Source organism: Streptomyces sp. NPDC034099 (assembly GCF_055575415.1).
The window spans coordinates 112,014-131,458 of sequence record NZ_JBVISR010000018.1 but is presented as its reverse complement, the minus strand read 5'-3'; the positions used below and the strand labels follow the sequence as shown (position 1 = coordinate 131,458).

Sequence of the window (19,445 nt, the reverse complement as noted above, 5' to 3'; positions counted from 1 at the left end):
CCGGAATCTCGGCCTTGAGTCTGGAATGTGTTGTCATGTCGCCGGGACCCCGTGCTGTTGAAGTCAGGCTGCCCGATGCGGAGTTCGCCGAGTTGTCGCGCTGGGTGGACGGGGCGGTGGAGCGTCGTCTTGCCGAGCGCGCCCGCATCGTTCTGGCCTCTGCGGCCGGGGTGCCGAATGCGCGTGTGGCGACGGATCTCAAGGTGACCGCGGACCCGGTGAAGAAGTGGCGTTCGCGGTTCGTGGACCGGCGGATGCTGGGCTTGGTGGACGAGCCGCGGCCGGGCCGGCGCAAGCCGGAGCTGGTGCTCTGCGAGGCCGAGCGTGTGGAGCTGACGCGCTTGGAGCGGCGGGCGAAGACCGCGCAGTTCCTGGCGCTGAGGGCGAGGATCGTGCTGCGGTGCGCGGAAGTCGGGACGAACCAGGAGATCGCCGCTGAGCTCGGTGTGTCGCAGGGAACGGTGTATGGCTGGCGGTCGAGGTTCATCCGGTTGCGGCTGGACGGCTGAGTGATGAGCCGCGTCCCGGCAGGCCGCCTTCGATCCTGCTGGACAGGGCCTTGCGGACGGTTGCGCCGGCGTGCTCGGCGACCTGGTCCCAGCACAACGATGCCCGCGGCGTTGTCATGGGTGTTCGCGGCAAGGACGACAACTGCGATGACCAGGCCCAGGACGTCCACGGCCAGTCCGCGCTTGCGGCCGGGCACCCGCTTGGCCGGGGCGTGGCCGCTCGTGCCCCCGACGCGAAGAGGGCCCCCGGAGGATCCGGCAACCCATCAGATCGAGGCTGTTTCTCAGCAGGCCCGCCATGAAGTGATCTTGTCATTGGCGGCGTTTCCGACATTGGGGCTCGAACCGCCTGCGGTGACGATTCCGAGCGTTTCCCCGCGCCAGTTGTCGTCCGGGTAGAAACAGATCCGGGAACCGGTGCGGTTCCACACCGAGGTTGTCAGATCGTTCATGTAGTTACCGATGTTGGAAAGCTCAGTCCCTGGAGCGAAGAGATAGCGCCCCTCGTAGTTGCTGTCGGCCCAGACGCATACATACCCGCTGGGACATTGCTGCGGATTGGCACTCGCTGGCACCCCTCCTGCGACGACCGAGGCTGCCGTGACAAACACAGCAGCGACAGCACCAGAGATGACGGTCTTCTTCATCAATCTTCCTTCATGACTGGAGTTTTCGACTCGAGAATTTACCGAACGCGAATATGCGGGGGCGCACCATGGTTACGTAAACTACTCCCGCATGGTCAGGCACTTCATGCGACTACATGACCACCCCCTCCGCAGTCGACCTCACCGGTACAACGGCGAGGAACCTGCGTCAGTTCAACGCCCATGCGTCGAGGTCCCGATACTCCCCGGACAGGGGAGTTGACGGGACACACTCACAGGCCGAGCAGACGGGAATTTGACGACAGGGCCTGGCGCGGACGGACAGCGATCCGGACCGGCCCCCGCGTCGTAGTGGCTCAGGGAGGGGAGTTCCAGGCGGGGCCGGACAAGGCAAGGAAGAGCAGTGCCAGGCATACGCACCACCGGCGACCGCTGGTGACCGCGGTGGTGGACATGTCGGGAGCCACCGTGCGCTACGGCGGCGTCACGGCCGTGGACGGCTTCACCCTCTCCCACTCGACAGGCGGCGTCCTCGGGCTGATCGGGCCCAACGGCGCCGGGAAGACGACACTGCTGAACGCGCTGTCCGGAGTGGTCCCCCCCACGTCGGGCACCATCAGCGTCAACGGCCACGAACTGACCGGTGCCGGACCCGTGCGCACCGCCCGCCTCGGCGTGACCAGGACGTTCCAGAACCTTCAGGTGTTCGACTCGCTGACCGTGCTGCAGAACGTCATGGTGCCGCGCACCGGGCGGACCTGAGCGGTTCACTTAGGCACGTGTTGGGGCTGGCGGGCCCGAGGCGCGGGTTCGCGGCCCACCGCCGCACCGCACTCTCGCTACTCGAACGCGTGGGGATGACGTCCTACGCGCACCGGCCCGCGGGCAGTCTCGCCTACGGGCTCCAGCGGCGAATGGAGATCGCGAGGGCGCTGGCGGGCGACCCCGCGGTGCTGCTGCTGTACGAACCCCTCGCCGGACTCGCTCGCGCCGAGAGCACCGGTCTGACGCGGCTGTTCACCGAGATCGCGGCAGAGGGCGTGACCGTGCTGCTGGTCGAGCACGACGTAGCGGGAGTGTTCGCGGTGTCGGACCGGGTGCTGGTCCTGGACCGCGGGCGGCTGCTGGCCGACGACGTGCCCGAGCGGGTTGCGGCCGCCCCCGCCGTACGCACCGCCTATCCGGGCGAGGAGTTGTGACCGTGGTGCTGCGGGTCACGGGGCTGGCGGCCGGATACGACCGCGTCGAGGCGCTGCACGGAGTGGACCTCGCGGTGGCCGCGGAACGGGCCACGACCGTGGTCGGACCCAACGGAGCGGGGAAATCCACCCTTCTGCGGACCATTGCGGGTCTGTCCCGTGCTTGGCGCGGCACCGTCGAGTTCGACGGCCGCGGCGTGACGCGCTGGCCAGCCGAGCGGCGGGCCAGGGCGGGCCTGGTGCTCGTCCCGGAGGGCAGGCGCGTGTTCGCCGGGCTGAGCATCGAGGAGAACCTGCGCCTGGGCGGCTACGGGGCGGGACGGGCCGCGGCCGCCTCCGGGCTGAGCGCCGTGCCCCCCACTCCGGCAGGAGAGCGTCGCGGCCACAGCACCACCAGGTCTCCGGGAAGTGTTGGCGGCCCGGCCCATTCGGCTGGACGTGGGCGTGGCCACCACTGAGGTTCTTCAGTGTTGCCGCTCCAGAGTGAGGACGTCTTGGGTGATTGACGTCATGCGGTTGGGGCTGCACCGGGATCTGTGGTAGATCCGCCGGGACGTCAGGCGGGCGACGCCGTGTTCGACTGGTGCCCGTGCTGCGCCCAGGGCTGGGTTGAGGGTCTTCTCGGTGGGGGTGAGTTCCTGCAGGGGCCTGTGTTTGATGCCCGTGGTCAGCCGGGGGCCGCCGCCCTGGTAGGCGAGATCGGCCAGGACAGGGAAGCCCTGGCGCTCGCAGATGAGGTTGATCCGGTGAGTGCTGGCGGCGGTCAGGTTGTGAGCCTGGTCCGGCAGCGCGGGCGAGAGCCACAGCATGTGGCCGTCCGGATCGGGGAGCACCTGCACGTTCGCACCGTGCCGGGGGTGCTTGTGGGAGTATCCGCGCGTGAGTCGCGACCCGGTCGCATTCGGCGAGGCCACTCCCACGACCACCCCGTGGGCACCTCTTGGCGGGTGAGTGACTCGTATGCACTCGGGAGATACTTGACGCCTGCCTGATGGATCGGCGTGATAATCGAGATAGCTGGTATTAGTGGTCCTCCGGAGGGCGTGGTGTCCAGCGCCATTGGGAGCGCCGAAGAGAATCGAGTCGGGACAGGATCGCTGTACGCATCGTCGAGAACTCGACTTCCTGCCAATACGTTGGATGCGCTGTGGTCTGGTCGTTGTGCTTGCGGTAGACGCCACCTGGGGTGTCAAGCATCCGTCCGGGTGCCACTGCGGCGCATACGAGCACGCAAGCCAAGGCCTCAAGGGCAGGAAGAGCGGGCCACCCTCCTAGCGCGCGGACGAGGTCGGTTCGTGCTGCCAGATGCGTACCGACGATGGGGAATTGGTTCGCTTCGTACGCCTCGCGCAGGGCCTCGTAACTGATTGATCCGGCGGGAGGATCGTAGGGTCCGGGGATGAGGCGCCCGTCCGGGAGCAAGTCCAAAGCACCAGAGACGCACCAGCCGGCGTCAGGATGCGCTGTGAGTTCTTCGATGTCGCGCTGCAGGGCGCCGTCGGTGAGAAGGTCATCAGCGTCAAGTGCACGGATGATGGATCCCGTAGCTCTGCCAAGGCCAAGAGTCCGAGCAACTCCAGCTCCGCCTTCCTTCCCGACGGCATACCGGACGCGCTGATCGTCAGGGAGTGAACTGAGCGGGCGACGACTGCGGCCGTCCTCCTGCACGATCCACTCCCAGGACCAGCGGCGCGGCAGTGTCTGCTGGGTGAGGGAGGCATAGGCCTCACTCAAGTACTGATGTCCGCCGTCGTAGACGGGGGTGATGATGCTGATCACCGGCACTACTACCACCGATCCAACGGAGTCGTATAAATGAGCTCGGTCCGGTCGGCTGGCAACGGGACATCTGAGACCTCGACCGCCCGACCATCGGTGGCTCATGAGATCTTCCTGAAACGAATCAGCGGGAATGCGCGGATCGGGCACCGGAGGCCGAGCAGGTCGTCGACCGGTATCACCTGTGGCCAACCTCGGTCAGGCGATCGAGAAGACGGTCAACGCCCATCGCTCTCGTCTGGCCGACCCCGCCGCGCGGATTGGGAGGCAGCGACGACCACGGGGAGGTGGTGCCCGAGTGGGGTCCGGCCGGCGAAGAGGCTGAAGCCGTGACCCGTCTGCGGGAACAGCGTGCAGTCGCTCGCGAGTTGCGAGTGGGGGTGTCGTCACCTGCGGTGATGTCGTCGCCAAGACCGTCAACGGGCGCACATCGTCGACCCTTGTGCCTGTATGCGCTACCTTCCCGAACGCCGAGTCCCGGGAGGGGAGGTGTTGCTGAGGTGAGTAGCGCCGACGGGGCCTCGCGCGGGGGAGGGCGCGTTCCGCGGAGCCGGAGCGCTCGTGCCTCGGCTCAGCTGTTGCAGGACCTTCTGCGCTTCACTGGTCAGGATGATCGGGAGTTTAAGTGATTCCTCGCCCATGGGGCCGGTGTCACGCGAAGAGGCATTCGCAGCGATGCTGTCTGGCGTCTCCCGAAACCTCTCGGAAGTCGATTCCGGCGGCTCGAAGAGCCCGTTCGTCTGCGGTTGCTCATGGGAGGACCGCGACGAGGTGCTCGTGAGGCCTGGCGTTGATCTGACCGTCTCGACGATTGCTTTCAGAGGTGGATGAGGTACCTCGCTCATCTCGGAGCTCATGGCTGGCGGAGGAATCCGCGAAGGCCCCGCATCGTGCGGCCCGACACGCAATGTCGCGGTTGAGTTCACGTGATGGTGCTGCTGGGCCTGCCGAGTGTTCGCAACGGTCGCGCCGATGGCGGCAAGAAGATCAGCGACGGCTTTGGAGACCATCTGATCGGAAGAAACCGCCTGATGGGAAGCCACGTTGGAATGCTGTTCCGACGGTGATGGCTGAGGGTCGGACCGAGGCGGAGGACTCTTTTGGTGTCGCTCCTGCGCCTGCCCGGCCGTGTACCTCAGAGCGAGGGAAGATCCTCCTGCGACAACCGCTCCGGCAAGGATCAGCGGCGCTCCCGCGACCGCTCCGATTCCGGTGGCGCTCATGGCCAATCCCAGGAGCATCATCCCGACGCCGGTGCCCGTCGTGGCGCGAGATCTCAGGACTCTCAGAATCCGCGATCCGATACTTTTCAGACCATTGATCACCGCTCGGCCGGATCGTGGCCTTTTCGGTCGGCTTCCTTGATCGTCCCCCTGGATGTCTGGCGTGGACAAGACTTTTCCACCTTTCAACAGGTTCATGAAGGCGTGGGATGTGCTGGTGAGGGAATTGGGAGTCTGCCGCCGTCATTTCTTCGGACTCAGCAAGTTAGATGGTCACCGACCGGCACCCCAAGGATTTGCGTGAAATGCCGATAATTGGCTACGCGGCTCTCGATCTGGCCCGGATTGCCGCCGTTGCATTCGAGGGCGCCGTTGATGGAGCGGATCGACTCGCCGAATCCGGCCCCGTTCACCATGGCCGAGTGGCCGGGCATCGTGCCGGGTCCGCTCTGGGTGTTCCAGTACCACAGCCCGGTCTTCCACGCCACGGTCGCGTCCTCCTCGACCAGTTGAGGCTTGTTGAGCAGGTCCATTCCCAAGGCTTCGCCGGCGGCTTTGTAGTTCACGTTCCAGCTCAGCTGGATGGGCCCCCGGCCGTAGTAGGCGTCCTGCCCGGCGGGACAGCCGTAGGGCTTGGTCCCGTCACAGTAGTGCGAGTAGTTGGCGGTGTTCTGCTCCACGACATGAGCCAGGCCACCGGTCTCGTGGGAGATGTTGGCCAGGAAAGCTGCGGCTTCCTGCTTCTGGAGGGTGTCGCTTCCGGTGTTGGCGAAGGCGGGATAGGCTGACAGCGCCGACACCAGGCCCTGATACGTGTAGAAGGGGTTGCGGTTCGGGAACATCTTGCCGAACTGGGATTCGTCGACCGGGAACCCCGCGGAGTTCTCCGGGTCGGGGTTCTCCTCCTCCGGTTTCCCACTGCCCGGTGATCCCCTGTCCGGTTCCTCCGTGTCCGAGTCGCTCTCGCCACCTCCTTCTGATCGCCCCTTGTCCCCGCCGCCGTCGGACTCGTCACGCGGTCCGTCGTTGTCGGGTGTGGCCCTAGGGGGCGGCGCGCCGATACCCGCGTACAGGGGGAACCTTGAGCGTATGTCCAGGAGGTACTGCTGGACATCATTCGTGGTGGGCACCCCTTTGGCAGCGATGACGGCGTCCATCCCGACGCGGTAGGCGGCCAGGACGAGGTCCAGGTGGTTGCCTTCGACGGCCTCGCTGTCCAGCGCCTCGTCGGCCCGATGAGAGAGCTCGCACAGGTAACGTCCCTGCGCCAGGATCGAGTCCGCCGCGTCCAGTGCGTTGATCTCGTCGTTGTCGTCGGCGTCCTTGCCGTACTGCTTGAAGACCATGGGCGGCAGCTGTGAGATGCCCAGTCTGCCGTCCGGGCCGACCTTGGACACGTCGAATCCGGACTCCGCCTCGATCTGGGAGGCGATGACGACCGCGGTGATGGCGTCGCATTGCTGACCGGCCTCCTCGATGGAGTCCACCAGGTCGCCGGGGACCGTGGTCTCGTCGAAGTCGACCTTGCCGTCGCCCTGGACGATCATCAGGGTCGTGGCCGCGTCGCTCTCGGTCACCTCACTTCCCCCACCGCCACCGGTGAAGAGGAGGTACAGCGCGATGAGGGGCGCCAGCAGAACGCCGAGTCCTCCGAAGATCATCACGATCACGGCGACGCCGCCCAGGACGAGCGGGGACATGAGGCAGCCAAGACCGGCTCCGGCCATCGCGGTGTTCCTGACGGCGGAGGAGGCGCCGCCGTCTCCGCTCCCGTCCGAACCCGCACTCATCGGCGCACGCCTTCTTCTCCTTGTGTTGAACCATCGGGGCCACATGGCCCGTTGTGGTGCATGCCGAGCTCCAAGCTCCCGGCAGACCCAAACGGAACCGAACGAGATCTGGTTCAAATCGCCGCGGCACAAGGCGATTCGTAGTGATGTCAACACGAGCGAGTAGTGGAGGCGGGTAGGAAGATGAGGCCTTCCCCGGCCGTGTCGTCGGCCCCCCAGTCGTGGGTGCGGGGGCCGAAACCCGCCCAGGCCGAACCTCTGGACCAGAAGTCGGTTCCGGAGGGCGGGCGGGCGGAGCCGGCTACCGCAGCGGCCCGTACCCAGTCGGCCGTGCACCCCGCCCGCCACCCCATGGTGCCACCAGGCTCCCGCACCAGCCCCGCTTCGTCGCACACCCCCCAGCCACGTCGAAACGTCTCCGCCCGCGTCCCGGAACTCGGCTTGGGCGGATCGGGGCGGATCAAGCCGGCTCGCGCACGGTCACGTCATGCGGTCGGGTGGGTCAAAGCACACGGTGGGGCCGGGGCGACGTCGCTGGCCGACCTGCTCGGCGGCGCGGATCTGGGGAAGCGCTGGCCGGAACCCGCCAAGGGCGAGCCAGGCCGGATCGTGGTGGTCGGCCGGACCAGCGCACGCGGTCTGCGGTCCGTCTCCCAAGCTCTCGACGCGCTGCGCGACGGGCGTACGCCCAACGATCTCGACCTGCTGGCCGTGGCTCTGGTCGCCGACGCACCGGGGCGACTGCCCCTGAGTCTGCTGAGCCGCATCAGGGTCATCCGCTCCGTCGTCCATGTGCACAGGGTGCCGTGGATTCCCGCGTGGCGTCTGGACCGTTCGCCGAAGACCCTTCCCCGGCAACTCGCCACGCTGGCCGATCTGGTCGGCGGCGACCACAACCGTGCTGGAGTCGCTTTGTGAGAGGGTTTCTGGGCGGTGTCCGGGCCCTGGCGGAGGATCCCACGCCGACTCCCTTCCTGCCCGCCCCTACAGTGGCTCCCTACTCGCCGGACTCGGACGGCGGGTCCACGATCCTCAACATCCTCGCCTGGTGCGTCACGGCGGGCGGGGTCTTCGGACTTCTCGTCATCGGCATCCGGATGTCCCTCCAGCTGCGCCGAGGTGAGCCCGGGGAGGGGGGCGATCACTTCCGCGGCGTGGTCTTCGTCGCTCTTGCGTGCCTGATCGCCACGACCGCCGGCCCGCTAGTGGAGTTCCTCGGGGATCTGTCCCTGCAGCCACCCTCATCCAAGTAGGGCCCCACCTCACCGGTTCCACTGATCCGCATTCGCCCTTCCATGGTGTCTTGAGCCCCCTTCTGCAAAGTCACGCCCGCGGCCCACGCCGGGCGTCAATCTCTCGGAGTCCTCATGTCCTTGCTGCTCGATGCCGCCAACTACCTGGCCGTCGACGTACCGAAGCCGGAGGGCGAAGCCCCTACCGCACTCTCCGACATGGTCAACACGGTGCTTGGCATTGTCGCCTGGGCCGGTACCGCCGCCGGCGTGGCCGGGGTGCTGATCACCGGCACGATGATGGCCATCTCCGTCAAACGGGGCGAGAGTTCCGAACACATGAGCCGCCTCGGCATGGTGCTCGGCGGTTGCGTCCTGGTCGCCACCGCGAGCCCGCTGATCGATTTCGTCTTCAACTAGAAACTGACGAGGCAGGTAGAGGCAGGTCTTCAGCATGTTCAGACGCAGCAATCGGCAGCCGCCATCCTCGGGCCCGTACTGGCGGCAGCGAGGTTGGCGGGTGTCGGCGGGATTCCTCGCCTTCACCCTCGTAGTGGGCGGCATCGTCGCGCTGACAACCGACAGGGACGAGACATCCGCCCCAACGGCCACCGGCCCGCCGGATACATCGAACCTCGGCAGAGGTGAACGACCCGAGGGATGCCGTACCGACGACACCGGCGAGGCGGTGCCGATGGAGCCGCCCAAGGGCATCGAGTGGCGCATGCTGGGCCTCGTGCGGGTGCCCGTCTCGTCCGAGGCGGGCCCCACCCGAATGGACGGGGGAGTGTGGTGGTGCTTCGCGCACACTCCCCTCGGTGCGGTGCTGGCCGCGCACGTCATCACGTCCGAGATCACCGAGAAGCACTGGCGATCGGTGCTCGACCGGCAGATCGTGGCAGGGCAAGGACGCGACATCTTCGAGTTCACACGTGCCACCGAGCCGGACACCATCCGCGGCAGTGCCAGTAAGTCCGTCGCGACTCCGGCCGGATTCGCGGTGAACTCGTACACGGACTCGGCAGCGGAAGTGAAGTTGCTGCTCAAGACCAGCTCGGGCTACGCCGAGAGCACCTTTGATCTGCGGTGGAGCGGTGGCGACTGGAGGCTGTTGCCCTCACCCCATGGCGCTCTGCATTCAGAGGTGTCCCCCATGGAGAACCCTCGCGGCTACGTCCTGTGGAAGGGGTGACATGGGCAGCTGCGCGACCGGAAACAGCTTCTTCGACGTTGTTGCCGCCTTCTTCAGCTTCCTCGGCAACCCGATCGGGACCATCCTCGATCTGATCTCGAAGGCCGTCCTCGGGGCGGCGGTCTCGGTGTTCGCCAGTCTGACGGCACGGGTGCCGACCCTGTCGGGAACCACGACATCCATGGAGGTCAACGCACAGTCGCAGTGGATCGTGGTCTGGCTGGCGGTGGGCTCACTTCTGTTCGCCGCTGCCCGTATGGCGATCGAGCGCCGGGGCGATGCCGGCCAGACCGCGCTGAAGGGCATCCTGCGTGTCATCCTGGTCTCGGCGGTGGCGACCACGGTCGTTTCCGCGGCGGCGGAGATTTCCGACGACTACTCCACCTATCTCTTCACAGCCGGAGTGTCACGTCTGCTGCAGAACATCGGCGGGTGCAACAGCACCAGCACCTTCAACTCTTTCCTGCTGCTGATCCTCGCCTTCCTGCTTCTGATCGCCGGGATCACCCACACGATCCTGCTCTACATCAGGCTCGGCGTGATGATCGTCCTGCTGGGTACCCTGCCGCTGGCTGCCGCGGCCTCCATGACGGACTGGGGCGCCGGCTGGTGGCGCAAACACATTGGGTGGATGATCGCCTGGCTGCTGTACAAACCGGCGACAGCCCTGGTGATGTTCGCCGGCCAAGCGATGATCAGCTCGTCCCAGTCGAAGGACGTCACCAGCACGGTCGCCGATCCCGCGGCCGTTGAACGCATCGCCGGTATCGGCGTGATGCTGCTGTCCGCCGTGGCTCTGCCCGCCCTGCTGAAGCTCATCGTGCCCGCCACCGCCGCTCTTGGCGGTGCCTCCGCCACGTCTGGGGGGATGTCGATGGGTCTCGGTGCCGCGGCCTCCGGTGCTCGTGCGCTCGGTGGCATGGCTGCTTCGGCGGCCAGCCTTATGGGAGGGGGAGGCGCAGAAGACGCCTCGGGGCCGTCAGGCGCTGGTGGCAGTGGTGGGGCGGGTGGCAACGGCGACTCCGATGCGTCCGGTTCTGATGACAGGGGCGGTTCGACTAGGGGCGGCGAGCACGGTTCAGGTGGTGGAGGCAACTCCGGGCCGCCCGGTGCCGCTGGTGGCGCTGGTGGCGCTGGCGGCGCTGGCGGATCAGGTGGTGACGGCGGAGGTGGTTCAGGTGGTGGAGGGAACTCCGGGGCGTCCGGTGCTGGTGGCGGAGGGAACTCCGGGCCACCCGGTGCCGGTGGTAGCGGCGGTCCGGGCCAGGGGGGAAAGAGCAACACCGCAGGCGGGGCGGCTGGACTCGCAGCAGGAGTCGCGACAGCGCTGACAGCGACTCAGAAGATCGTGCAAGTCACTGGCAGCGCTCTCGACGACGCCGACGGCAATCGCGGTCACAACACCTGATCGTTTCCGACCAGCCGTCCCACTCTTGACACGAAGGGAAGCAAGAACGCATGGCCACCGAAGCCGCTCCACGACCCACGTACGGAAACTGGCGCAGGCCCAGGAGGCCGGGGCTGGGCCCGCTCGGCCTGGTCGGAACCGTCGGGGTCTTCGGCGGTCTCGTGATCACTCTCCTCGCCTCGCTGATCTCGTTGTACGCGGCACTGATCGTGTGCGTGCCGATGGCGGTCGTCCTCACGCCCCTCACCATCCGCACCCAGGACGGGCGCAACGTCTACCAGCTGATCGCCCTGCGCATCGGCTGGCGGCGCCGCAAGGCCAAGGGCGCTCATCTCTATGTGTCAGGGCCTTTGTCCGCGCGGCCGGGAGGGCGGTTCCGGCCGCCGGGGATGCTCAACAAGGTCACCGCGAGCGAGGGTAGGGATGCCTACGACCGCCCCTTCGGGGTCCTGCACCATCCGTCCCGCAACCTGTACACCATCGTGCTCGGCTGCGACCCCGACGGGGGCTCGCTCGTCGACGCGGAGCAGGTCGACGTCTGGGTCGCGCTGTGGGGCCAGTGGCTCGCACGGCTGGCACACGAACCGGAACTGCGCGGCGCGTCCATGATCGTGGAGACGGCACCCGACCCCGGCACCCGACTCGCCAACGAAGTGCTCCCCCGCGTCAAGCCCGACGCGCCCCCGGTCGCCCGTGCGGTGATGGAGGAGGTAGTCGAACGCTATCCGTCCGCGTCGTCGGAGATGCACTCCTACATCACGCTCACCTACGGCGTGCGAGCGGGACGCAAACGCGCCAAGGAGGAGGTGATCGCCGACCTGGCCATCCGTGTCCCAGGCTTGCTCAGCGGGCTGATCGCCGCCGGTGGCGGGTCGGCGTATCCGCTGTCGGCCGAGCGGATCGCCGAGGTGGTCCGCGTCGCCTACGATCCGGCCGTCGCCGCGGACGTCCTCAACGCCCGTGCGCGGCACGGCGGTACGGGCCTGGAGTGGGACGACGCCGGGCCAGCCGCGGCCGTCGAGACCGTGAACAGCTACCAGCACGACTCGGGAGTCTCCCGAACCTGGCTGATGACTCTGGCCCCGCGCGGCACCGTACAGTCCTCGGTGCTCCGGGGAATGCTGGAGGCGACGTCCGGAACCCGCCGCAAGCGCGTGGCTCTGGTCTATCGGCCCATCGATCCGGCCACCTCGGCCCGGATCGTCGAGTCCGACCGGCGCAGCGCGCAGTTCATGGCCACGTCGGGCCGGGGAATGGTCCAGGCCCGCGCTGCCTCCGAGGTGCGTGCGGTCGAGCAGACCGCCGCGGAGGAGGCGGCGGGCGCCGGCCTCGTGGAGTTCTCCCTGATGCTGACCGTCACCGTCGACACGGTCGAGCAACTGGCCGACGCCACCGCCACCGTGCGCAACCTGACGGCGGCCTCGCGGGTGCTGATGCGGCCTGCGGACCGCATGCAGGCGGCCGCGTTCACCTGCACCCTTCCCACTGGCATTCTCCCGTGGGAACAGACCCTGGTCCCGCACGAAGTGCAGGAGGCACTGTGAGCCGGCGCGACGAGAAGAGAGCCGAGAGGGAGGACCGGCTCGCGGAGGAGCAGGCGCGTGAGGCGCTCATGGCGAAGCGCTCCGGGCGCCCCACCCCCCGGACCGGGCCGGCCGGGCCCGTCAGGAAGGGTGCCGGGAGCGGGACGAAGCGGCCTGCCAAGGGTTCGAAGGGCAGGACCGGTGGCAAGTCTGGGCCCCGGCCCAAGGGGTTGTTCGTCCCTCCGCGCGGCTGGTACGGACCGGGCGGTGGGCGTGTCGGCTACCTGGACCCACCGACCATGTGGCGCGCGACCACCGTGCAGGCCTGCGGGATGTGGCCTTTCGCCGCCGGTTCCGGCTCGCCGATGACCGGGGTGCCGCTCGGCCAGCACCTGTTCACAGGCGCCACGGTCTGCGGCGACCCGCTGAACTGGTTCACCCGGGCCCGCTTCATATCGAACCCGTCACTGTTCATGCTCGGAATGCCCGGTCTGGGCAAGTCCACGCTGGTCAACCGAATGCTGATCGGACTCGCCGCGACCGGCGTGGTTCCGCTCGTGCTGGGCGACCTCAAACCCGACTACGCCGACACGGTTCGTGCGCTCGGCGGCCAGGTCATCTCCATCGGCCGCGGCCGCGGGGGCATCAACGTCCTCGACCCGGGTGCCATGGGCGCGGCGGCGGCGAAGATCGGAGGGAGCGCCGGCGAGGTACTCAGGGCGGAGGCACACGGACGGGTACTGAACATGGTGGCCGCCCTGATCACCATCGTCCGGGGCCGTCCGATGGACGATCATGAGCAGTCCGTGCTCTCCGCTGTTCTGCACCACTTGCGCGAGCACACTCCTCAGGGGCGCACCGTGCTGCTGCCGGACGTGCTCAAGGTGCTCGACGACGGCCCCGACCGGGTGCGCTCGGTCACCCTCGACCGCGGCAATGACACCCGCTACCGGGATGCCGTCGACCCTCTGCACCGCTCCCTGCTCGGCATCCTCGACGGGTCTCTCGGAGACACCTTCGCCTCCGAGACGTCCACCCACATCGATCCGGACGCGCCCGCCGTGTGCGTCGACATCTCCGGCATCGGGGAGGCCGACACCCAGCTGACCGCGGCCGCGATGCTCGCAGCCTGGTCCGACGGGCTCGGCACCGTGGCCGCGTCGCACGCCCTCGCGGACGCCGGACTCGCACCCCGGCGCTGGTTCTTCACGGTGCTCGACGAGCTGTGGCGGCCGCTGCGAGCCGCCTCCGGGATCGTCGACCGCATCGACGCCCTCACCCGGCTGAACCGCACCCTCGGCCTCGGCGACGCCAAGATCACTCACACCCTCAAGGACGCCGAGGCGCTCGGTACCGACGCCGACCGTGCCAAGGCCCGCGGCTTCGTCGAGCGGGCCGGCATGGTGGTCTGCGCGGGACTGCCGCAGGCAGAGATGGAGGAACTCGGCAGGGTGGTGGGCATGTCCAGGCGCGAGATCGAACTGGTCGCCTCCTGGTCGTCGCCACCGGGGTGGGGAGTCTCCGGCGATCGCGACGAGCCACCGGGGCGGGGCCGCTTCCTCATCAAGGTCGGTGGTCGGCCGGGTATCCCCATCCGGGTCGCCATCACCGATGCGGAGCGTCGGCTGCACAACACCAACACACGGTGGGCGACCAACGAGGAGGCCATCGAGCTGGCCGCCGCGCGCGCCACGGCCGAGGTCGCCCGCGCCGCCGAGTCCGGTGTCCGCGTGGTCCCCGGCGACGGCGTCCCCCCGGCATCCCGCGCTGACTCGGTTCGGCGGTGGCCCTCATGAGCGGCGCAGGGGGCGGAGATCCGCAGGGCCAGCTGTTCCGAGCCGTCGCCGCGACAGCGGCGAGCGGACTTCTCGTATTCACCATCGCCTGGGCGGGCGGCACCATCGGCGCCGGACTCACCGGACACGGCTGGCACGCTCCGCCGTTCGTCGCCTCGACCGTCACCACCCTGGTCACCGAAGGCCCCGGCGCACTGTGGCCCGGCGCCCCTGCGGGTGTCGTCTACGCCGGAATGCTCAGCCTGCTGGCCATCCTCTCCATTCCCGTGGCCTTCCTCGCCCACCACTTCATGAACACCTCCGGAGGTGCGACCAAGGGCCTGGCCGGCCGCCGCGAGCTCGTCGGCATGTGCCCCAAGGGCATCGAGGCCCGCGCCCGTGAACTGCGGCCGAGCCTCAAGGGCCGCGAGCAGCTGCACCCCGACGAGACCGGCAACCTGCTCGGCAATCTCGAACCCAAAGGACCGGAACTGCGGAGCAGTTACGAGGACGTGGAGCTGGATCTCATGGCACCCCGCGCCGGCAAGTCCACCGGAATCGCCGTCCCCCGCGTCCTGCGTGCCCAGGGAGCGGTCCTGCTCACCTCGAACAAGTCCGACGTCTACGCCGTCACCCGCGCCGAACGCGAGAAGGCCGGCCACGTATGGACGTTCGACCCGCAGGGCATCGCGCACACACCGCGCGCCATGTGGTGGAACATTCTCGGTGAGTGCGACACCATCGAGGCCGCCCGCCGTCTCGCGGGACACTTCGTAGCCTCCGTCAATGACGACACTGCCAAGAAGGACTTCTGGATCTCGGCCGCGCAGAACACCCTCACCGCACTCTTCCTCGCGGCGGCCCGCGGCGGCGCGTCGGTCCAGGACATCCTGGGCTGGCTGGCCGACCCTGACGATCGCACCCCCATCGACCTGCTGCGCGACGCGAACCTCGTCGCCATGGCGGAACAGTTGCAAGGCACCGTACGAGGCGCGGTGGAGACGCGGGACGGCATCTACGAGACCGCCCGCCAGACCGTCTCCTGCCTCCTCGACCCCGAGATCCTCGCGTGGGTGACCCCGGACCGCCACTCACCCGAGTTCCGCCCGGCGGATCATGTGACCGGCACCGACACCCTGTACTTGCTCTCCAAGGACGGTGGAGGCTCGGCGGCGGGCGTCATCGCCGGTATCGCGGACGCGACGATGCGGGCCGGGGTGGTCGCCGCCGAGCGCATGGGCGGCCGGCTCGATCCACCGCTGACCGCCGTCCTCGACGAGGCCGCCAACGTGTGCCGCATCTCCGACCTGCCCGACCTCTACTCCCACTTCGGCTCCCGGGGCATCAACGTCGTCACGCTGCTGCAGAGCTACCGGCAGGGCGCGCGGGTGTGGGGTGACGTGGGGATGGACGCCCTGTGGAGCGCGGCCACCGTCAAACTCCTGGGCGCCGGCCTGGACGACGCCGACTTCGTGCAGAAGATCTCCACACTGGTCGGCCAGCACGACGTGCGTACGCCGAGCATCTCCAAGAGCAAGGACGGCACCTCGCGTTCGTACTCCTACCGGCAGGAGTCCATCCTGCCGCCCGACAAGATCCGAGCCCTGCCCAAGGGCACGGCCCTGCTCCTCGCCACCGGAGTGAAGCCGGCCCTGATCCGGCTGCGCCCCTGGTACAAGGAGCCCGGGGCCGACGTCATCTCGGCAGCGGCCAAGGCCGAGACAGCGGCGATCACCGAACGTGCCGCACGACGCTGGACACGGGGCGCGAACACGTCGACTCCGCTCCGCCGGAGCACGGCCTGGGAGAGGGAGGTGGGCCCACAGAGGTAGGCCATGGGCGGTGTTGAACCAACTGGAGTCCCCACCGTTGCCTCCGCGAGGGTGGGAGGGAAGAAGGAGTGGTGATGAAGTACCCCGAGGAAATGTCGGCCATGCAGACGCGACTGGACCACGATCGCGATGCTCTGCGAAATCTTCGAGACCGCGTTGCAAATTTGCAGCAGCGCTTTGGCTACTCTCCTGAGGAAATCAGGGATTTCACCGACGCGGCCGAGAGGCTCGTGGGCCTCAACGAGTACCGGCGTATGGGGATCGGCTGGGCCGAGCATGACCAGCTGAGCAATAACCACTTCAAAGCACTGCGCAGCGGCGAGTATGCGGACCGCGGGACGGTGTCCGCGGCGGTCGGTGGACTCATCGAGGGCATGGGGCAGGCAGGTGTCTCGGACCACGCGCCTGACCTGCCCCGTGAATACAATCGCTTCAATTCGATTCCTCACCAGGAGAGGGAGCTCTATCGGGCTCGCCGGGACTGGGCCCGAGAAATTGTCGCAGCAACTGTTCGCGCGATCCCTTATGCACCCAATCAAATCCACGACATTGCGGCGAGCGGAGGAATGAGCTTCCATAACATGGAGCACCTGTTCGATGAAAGCAATATTGATTATGGCGCTCCGATGGAAATGCAAATTGCTCAGAGAGCTGTGCTGGCAGAGCAAATCAAGACTGGTGCGTGCGATGAACAGGGAATGTATGCTTTCACCGAGGCGAATAGGATTTTGCCGGGTACTCTGGTGACACTCGCGAACGTCCCGCCAGGGCACCAAATGGTAATCATCGGGCCACCGAACTGCCCGGAGTCGGCGCACATCGACTCCTGGCCCGCGCAGCCGACGGTCACGAACCCGGCGACATACGGGATGGTCGATATTCAAGAGGCATCTGTAGATCACCAAACCATAGCTGACGGGCGAGATCTCCGTGATGAATCGCTCGTCTACTTGCGTGGACTCCCCTCCCCCGCGGTCCCGGCGGCACCCATCAGCGGGAGGGCGGCCGCCGACCTCGTACGAACCGAGGAAGAAGTAGACCAGGAAACATATTGGATCACTCGCACGACTGACAATCGAAACAGTGACAGTGAAACCGACAACAATCTTCCGCAGCGCGGTCACACTCTGAGCCGAGAAGCATTCACGGCCAGCCTGGCCAATCGATTCGAGATCCAACCCTTGTCCGGGTCGCAGTTGCCGGACCGGTCAAATGTGCCACTGGCCCATGGATTCAACTCGTTGTACGCATGGCCTACAAACACGGCACCCGCTGAAGGCCTCGTGTCCAACGCCGCGTACGGCACGAACAATTTCCCGACTTCTTCGGCTTCGGTTGCTCAGTACGTACAGTCTGCGGGTCGGCAGGCACATGGAGCAGGTGCTTCCCGGTCGAACGACAGGCAGAGGCCGTCGGCAGTGCCCTCCGAGGCCCATGGGTCCGGGCAGTCCTCAAGGGCCAGTCGCTCCGGCAGAAGGTAGTGCTGGGTCGCGTCCGTTCGTAGCAGTACCCGCTTGTTGCCCTGGTGTACACGAGGGGCAGGCCGGACGTTGACCGGCCCGCCCCTCGGCAAGGAGTGGTCCGGCGCCGGGCGAATGAAGCGTGACAGGGCCACTCGTGTGTCAACACGGGCGCACCGTGCCTCGGGTCGGGCCCGTGTGTGCCGGGGCTCTGTCGCCTCGGTGCTGTGGCGGACGCGGCCCTCGTCCGCCGAGGTGTCACACCGTGAACGCGACGGACCGCAGCCATGCCTTGTTCAGGAGGGAGCCGCCAAAGGTGAAGGCGGGACGCGGTTTGACGCAGGCGCGGTTGCCTCCGTCACTGTTGTGGACCCGGGCGACATGGCACAGCTGCCCCTTGCCGATGTTGATGGCGAATCCCAGCATGTTCGGGGCGCTGGAGCTCGTGCTGCCGATGTAGTTGTCCTTGCCGTCGCCCACGACAGCCGTCCACTGGTTCCACTCCCCGCGGCCGTCAGCGGAGCCGCCCTTGTAGGTGAAGGCGTTGGCCGAGGAGCCGCCCACACCCGTCACCGCGATGTTCAGAGCCTTGACCGGCAGGTTCTGATCCGCACCAGCGGTCACCTTGCCGTCGCACACGGGCTTCTGCCACCCCTGGCCAGCAAAGTATGCGCGATAGCAGATGTGCCGGCTGGAGGAGCGCCCCTTGGCCAGGCGCTTCACGGCGGCCGCGGCGGTGTCCCGAGGCGGCCTGTCAGGGGGAGCCACCGCTCCACGGTCCGCAGCGATCTCCGGAGCCTTCGTCGTAGACGCGGAAGTCGACGCCTTCGGGCGGGGCGGGGCCGACGGCGTGCCGGGGGACACGGAAACGGTCGGTGGAACGTCGCCCTCCGCTCCCGGAACTCGCGTCTCGCTGCTCGAACCGGCCTGAGTCCGTTGGTCCCCGCTGTCGTCGCCCGACCCGCCACTGCCCAGCAGCAGAAGCGGAACTATCACGACGGCGGCGGCCAGTAGTGCCACGGGGCCCACCACCAACGGCTTGCTGAGCAGCCTTTGCTGCCCGTACTCGTCACCCGACTGGCGCGGCCCGCGCCTGCGGTCGGTGTCCGGGGACCTCCGCAGCCTGAAGAGGGACGGGACAGGGCGCCGTCCCTGGCGATCCGGTCTGTCGTCCTCGGGGTGGTGGACGAGGTCGTCATCGCTTTCACCCCCGTCCGAAGGGGATTGGGGACCCGACTGCCATGCGTCAGGCACTGGCTCGAACCGCTCCGTGGCCAGCGCCTCCCCTGGGTACACGAAGGCCTCCTGGTCCTCCGGGCGCTCCTCGGCCAAGGCGTCGGGCCCCCTCCCGGCCGCGAGCGGAGGCTCTGCGCCGGACGCGGGTTCCTCCTGGTCCAGGAGCCTGCTCGAACCGTCTGGTGAGATCTCCACCAGTGCGGTGTACTCCGTGGCGGGGTCGGATATGGCCGCGGTCACGTCTGTGCTCAGTTTGATGGCGAGGTTGTGCAGAATGTCGAGGATCGCGGCATGGACCGGCTCCCCCTCCGCAACTCGGACGTTTTCACCGTCAATGGTGGCTGAACCGTCGTCGGAAACGACCACGGAGAAGTGCGTCCGACGCCCCGGAACTTCCTCAGGGGTCTCCCCCTCATTCGCGTACGGGTATGCCTCGGCCGGTTCGAGATCGCGTCCGCCCTTGATCGGTTCGTCGCCCAGACTCATGTGTGCTCTCTTCCTGACGTTGCTCGTCTTGCGGCCCGGTCGGATCTGCCTCCGTCGGCAGGGCCTCGCGGTACGGCGGCAACGGGCGCCACAAGGCAATGGTCCAATTCCGTGGCAGGCAGCCGCGTGTGTGCCGAGATCCACCGTTCACCGGAAGGTCTGTCTGCCCCGAGGCGCTCTCGCCCGCCGAGCC

General features: G+C 67.6%; 17 protein-coding genes and 4 pseudogenes. 14 read left to right on the top strand and 7 right to left on the bottom strand.

What is annotated here, in order from left to right:
- The first annotated feature begins 35 nt into the window (after positions 1-35).
- Positions 36-509 (top strand): helix-turn-helix domain-containing protein, encoded by a 474-nt coding sequence (locus ACZ56V_RS35420; protein WP_468947734.1) that lies wholly within the window; start codon positions 36-38, stop codon positions 507-509.
- Between the two features lie 43 nt (positions 510-552).
- Here the strand turns inward: ACZ56V_RS35420 and ACZ56V_RS35415 are convergent.
- Together ACZ56V_RS35415 and ACZ56V_RS35410 are read right to left on the bottom strand one after the other, a co-directional pair.
- Positions 553-733 (bottom strand): annotated as a pseudogene (locus tag ACZ56V_RS35415) (transposase); the annotation flags it as partial.
- 60 nt (positions 734-793) lie between these two features.
- Positions 794-1,156 carry a peptidase inhibitor family I36 protein gene (locus tag ACZ56V_RS35410; protein WP_468947732.1) on the bottom strand — a complete coding sequence of 121 codons (363 nt, stop codon included), beginning with the start codon at positions 1,154-1,156 and terminating at the stop codon, positions 794-796.
- Positions 1,157-1,570: 414 nt separating this feature from the next.
- On the opposite strand from ACZ56V_RS35410, the gene ACZ56V_RS35405 reads away from it, so the two are divergent.
- From ACZ56V_RS35405 to ACZ56V_RS35395, 3 genes are all read left to right on the top strand, one after another.
- A complete protein-coding gene (locus ACZ56V_RS35405) occupies positions 1,571-1,879 on the top strand; it encodes an ATP-binding cassette domain-containing protein (protein ID WP_468947730.1) in 309 nt (102 codons plus the stop codon).
- A gap of 95 nt (positions 1,880-1,974) precedes the next feature.
- Positions 1,975-2,316: an ATP-binding cassette domain-containing protein gene (locus ACZ56V_RS35400; protein ID WP_468947729.1), complete on the top strand. Its 342-nt coding sequence runs from the start codon at positions 1,975-1,977 to the stop codon at positions 2,314-2,316.
- Positions 2,317-2,318: 2 nt separating this feature from the next.
- On the top strand, positions 2,319-2,774 hold the full coding sequence (locus tag ACZ56V_RS35395; RefSeq protein WP_468947727.1) for an ATP-binding cassette domain-containing protein: 456 nt from the start codon (positions 2,319-2,321) through the stop codon (positions 2,772-2,774).
- 6 nt (positions 2,775-2,780) lie between these two features.
- Here the strand turns inward: ACZ56V_RS35395 and ACZ56V_RS35390 are convergent.
- Positions 2,781-3,225 (bottom strand): annotated as a pseudogene (locus ACZ56V_RS35390) (transposase family protein); the annotation flags it as partial.
- A 114-nt stretch (positions 3,226-3,339) separates the two neighbouring features.
- On the bottom strand, positions 3,340-4,095 hold the full coding sequence (locus ACZ56V_RS35385) for a glycosyltransferase family 2 protein (RefSeq protein WP_468947725.1): 756 nt from the start codon (positions 4,093-4,095) through the stop codon (positions 3,340-3,342).
- Between the two features lie 929 nt (positions 4,096-5,024).
- On the opposite strand from ACZ56V_RS35385, the gene ACZ56V_RS35380 reads away from it, so the two are divergent.
- A complete protein-coding gene (locus tag ACZ56V_RS35380; RefSeq protein WP_468947724.1) occupies positions 5,025-5,162 on the top strand; it encodes a hypothetical protein in 138 nt (45 codons plus the stop codon).
- A gap of 413 nt (positions 5,163-5,575) precedes the next feature.
- Here ACZ56V_RS35380 and ACZ56V_RS35375 read toward each other — a convergent pair.
- Positions 5,576-6,301: pseudogene (locus ACZ56V_RS35375) on the bottom strand (chitinase); the annotation flags it as partial.
- 159 nt (positions 6,302-6,460) lie between these two features.
- A pseudogene (locus ACZ56V_RS35370) lies at positions 6,461-6,865 on the bottom strand (transglycosylase SLT domain-containing protein); the annotation flags it as partial.
- A gap of 684 nt (positions 6,866-7,549) precedes the next feature.
- Here ACZ56V_RS35370 and ACZ56V_RS35365 point away from each other — a divergent pair.
- The 9 genes from ACZ56V_RS35365 (at position 7,550) to ACZ56V_RS35325 (ending at position 17,551) form a co-directional block, all read left to right on the top strand.
- The gene (locus ACZ56V_RS35365) at positions 7,550-8,026 is read left to right on the top strand and encodes a hypothetical protein (RefSeq protein ID WP_468947722.1); all 477 of its coding nucleotides are present in this window, start codon (positions 7,550-7,552) and stop codon (positions 8,024-8,026) included.
- A complete protein-coding gene (locus ACZ56V_RS35360) occupies positions 8,023-8,361 on the top strand; it encodes a hypothetical protein (protein ID WP_468947721.1) in 339 nt (112 codons plus the stop codon). Before ACZ56V_RS35365 ends, ACZ56V_RS35360 begins: the two co-directional genes overlap by 4 nt.
- 114 nt (positions 8,362-8,475) lie before the next feature.
- Positions 8,476-8,760 carry a hypothetical protein gene (locus tag ACZ56V_RS35355; protein ID WP_468947719.1) on the top strand — a complete coding sequence of 95 codons (285 nt, stop codon included), beginning with the start codon at positions 8,476-8,478 and terminating at the stop codon, positions 8,758-8,760.
- Between the two features lie 34 nt (positions 8,761-8,794).
- Complete coding sequence (locus tag ACZ56V_RS35350) at positions 8,795-9,532, top strand: DUF8175 domain-containg protein (RefSeq protein ID WP_468947718.1); 738 nt, start codon at positions 8,795-8,797, stop codon at positions 9,530-9,532.
- Position 9,533: 1 nt separating this feature from the next.
- The gene (locus ACZ56V_RS35345) at positions 9,534-10,940 is read left to right on the top strand and encodes a hypothetical protein (protein WP_468947716.1); all 1,407 of its coding nucleotides are present in this window, start codon (positions 9,534-9,536) and stop codon (positions 10,938-10,940) included.
- Positions 10,941-10,990: 50 nt separating this feature from the next.
- A complete protein-coding gene (locus ACZ56V_RS35340) occupies positions 10,991-12,484 on the top strand; it encodes an SCO6880 family protein (RefSeq protein WP_468947714.1) in 1,494 nt (497 codons plus the stop codon).
- Entirely contained in the window at positions 12,481-14,259 is a 1,779-nt protein-coding gene (locus tag ACZ56V_RS35335) for an ATP/GTP-binding protein (protein WP_468947712.1), read from the top strand. Before ACZ56V_RS35340 ends, ACZ56V_RS35335 begins: the two co-directional genes overlap by 4 nt.
- Complete coding sequence (locus tag ACZ56V_RS35330) at positions 14,256-16,070, top strand: type IV secretory system conjugative DNA transfer family protein (protein ID WP_468947711.1); 1,815 nt, start codon at positions 14,256-14,258, stop codon at positions 16,068-16,070. The genes ACZ56V_RS35335 and ACZ56V_RS35330 overlap by 4 nt, the downstream gene beginning before the upstream one ends.
- Before the next feature lie 74 nt (positions 16,071-16,144).
- Positions 16,145-17,551 (top strand): hypothetical protein, encoded by a 1,407-nt coding sequence (locus ACZ56V_RS35325; protein WP_468947709.1) that lies wholly within the window; start codon positions 16,145-16,147, stop codon positions 17,549-17,551.
- A 237-nt stretch (positions 17,552-17,788) separates the two neighbouring features.
- On the opposite strand, the gene ACZ56V_RS35320 is transcribed toward ACZ56V_RS35325, so the two are convergent.
- Positions 17,789-19,252, bottom strand: coding sequence for a hypothetical protein (locus tag ACZ56V_RS35320; RefSeq protein WP_468947707.1), 1,464 nt, complete (start codon positions 19,250-19,252; stop codon positions 17,789-17,791).
- Between the last annotated feature and the right edge of the window lie 193 nt (positions 19,253-19,445).

Bases quoted from the DNA above. Each gene is read 5' to 3' on its own strand.
- ACZ56V_RS35400 (WP_468947729.1), top strand. From the start codon at position 1,975: ATGACGTCCTACGCGCACCGGCCCGCGGGCAGTCTCGCCTACGGGCTC.
- ACZ56V_RS35330 (WP_468947711.1), top strand. From the start codon at position 14,256: ATGAGCGGCGCAGGGGGCGGAGATCCGCAGGGCCAGCTGTTCCGAGCC.
- ACZ56V_RS35410 (WP_468947732.1), bottom strand. From the start codon at position 1,156: ATGAAGAAGACCGTCATCTCTGGTGCTGTCGCTGCTGTGTTTGTCACG.
- ACZ56V_RS35325 (WP_468947709.1), top strand. From the start codon at position 16,145: ATGAAGTACCCCGAGGAAATGTCGGCCATGCAGACGCGACTGGACCAC.
- ACZ56V_RS35405 (WP_468947730.1), top strand. From the start codon at position 1,571: ATGTCGGGAGCCACCGTGCGCTACGGCGGCGTCACGGCCGTGGACGGC.
- ACZ56V_RS35355 (WP_468947719.1), top strand. From the start codon at position 8,476: ATGTCCTTGCTGCTCGATGCCGCCAACTACCTGGCCGTCGACGTACCG.
- ACZ56V_RS35350 (WP_468947718.1), top strand. From the start codon at position 8,795: ATGTTCAGACGCAGCAATCGGCAGCCGCCATCCTCGGGCCCGTACTGG.
- ACZ56V_RS35340 (WP_468947714.1), top strand. From the start codon at position 10,991: ATGGCCACCGAAGCCGCTCCACGACCCACGTACGGAAACTGGCGCAGG.
- ACZ56V_RS35420 (WP_468947734.1), top strand. From the start codon at position 36: ATGTCGCCGGGACCCCGTGCTGTTGAAGTCAGGCTGCCCGATGCGGAG.
- ACZ56V_RS35380 (WP_468947724.1), top strand. From the start codon at position 5,025: ATGGTGCTGCTGGGCCTGCCGAGTGTTCGCAACGGTCGCGCCGATGGC.
- ACZ56V_RS35345 (WP_468947716.1), top strand. From the start codon at position 9,534: ATGGGCAGCTGCGCGACCGGAAACAGCTTCTTCGACGTTGTTGCCGCC.
- ACZ56V_RS35320 (WP_468947707.1), bottom strand. From the start codon at position 19,252: ATGAGTCTGGGCGACGAACCGATCAAGGGCGGACGCGATCTCGAACCG.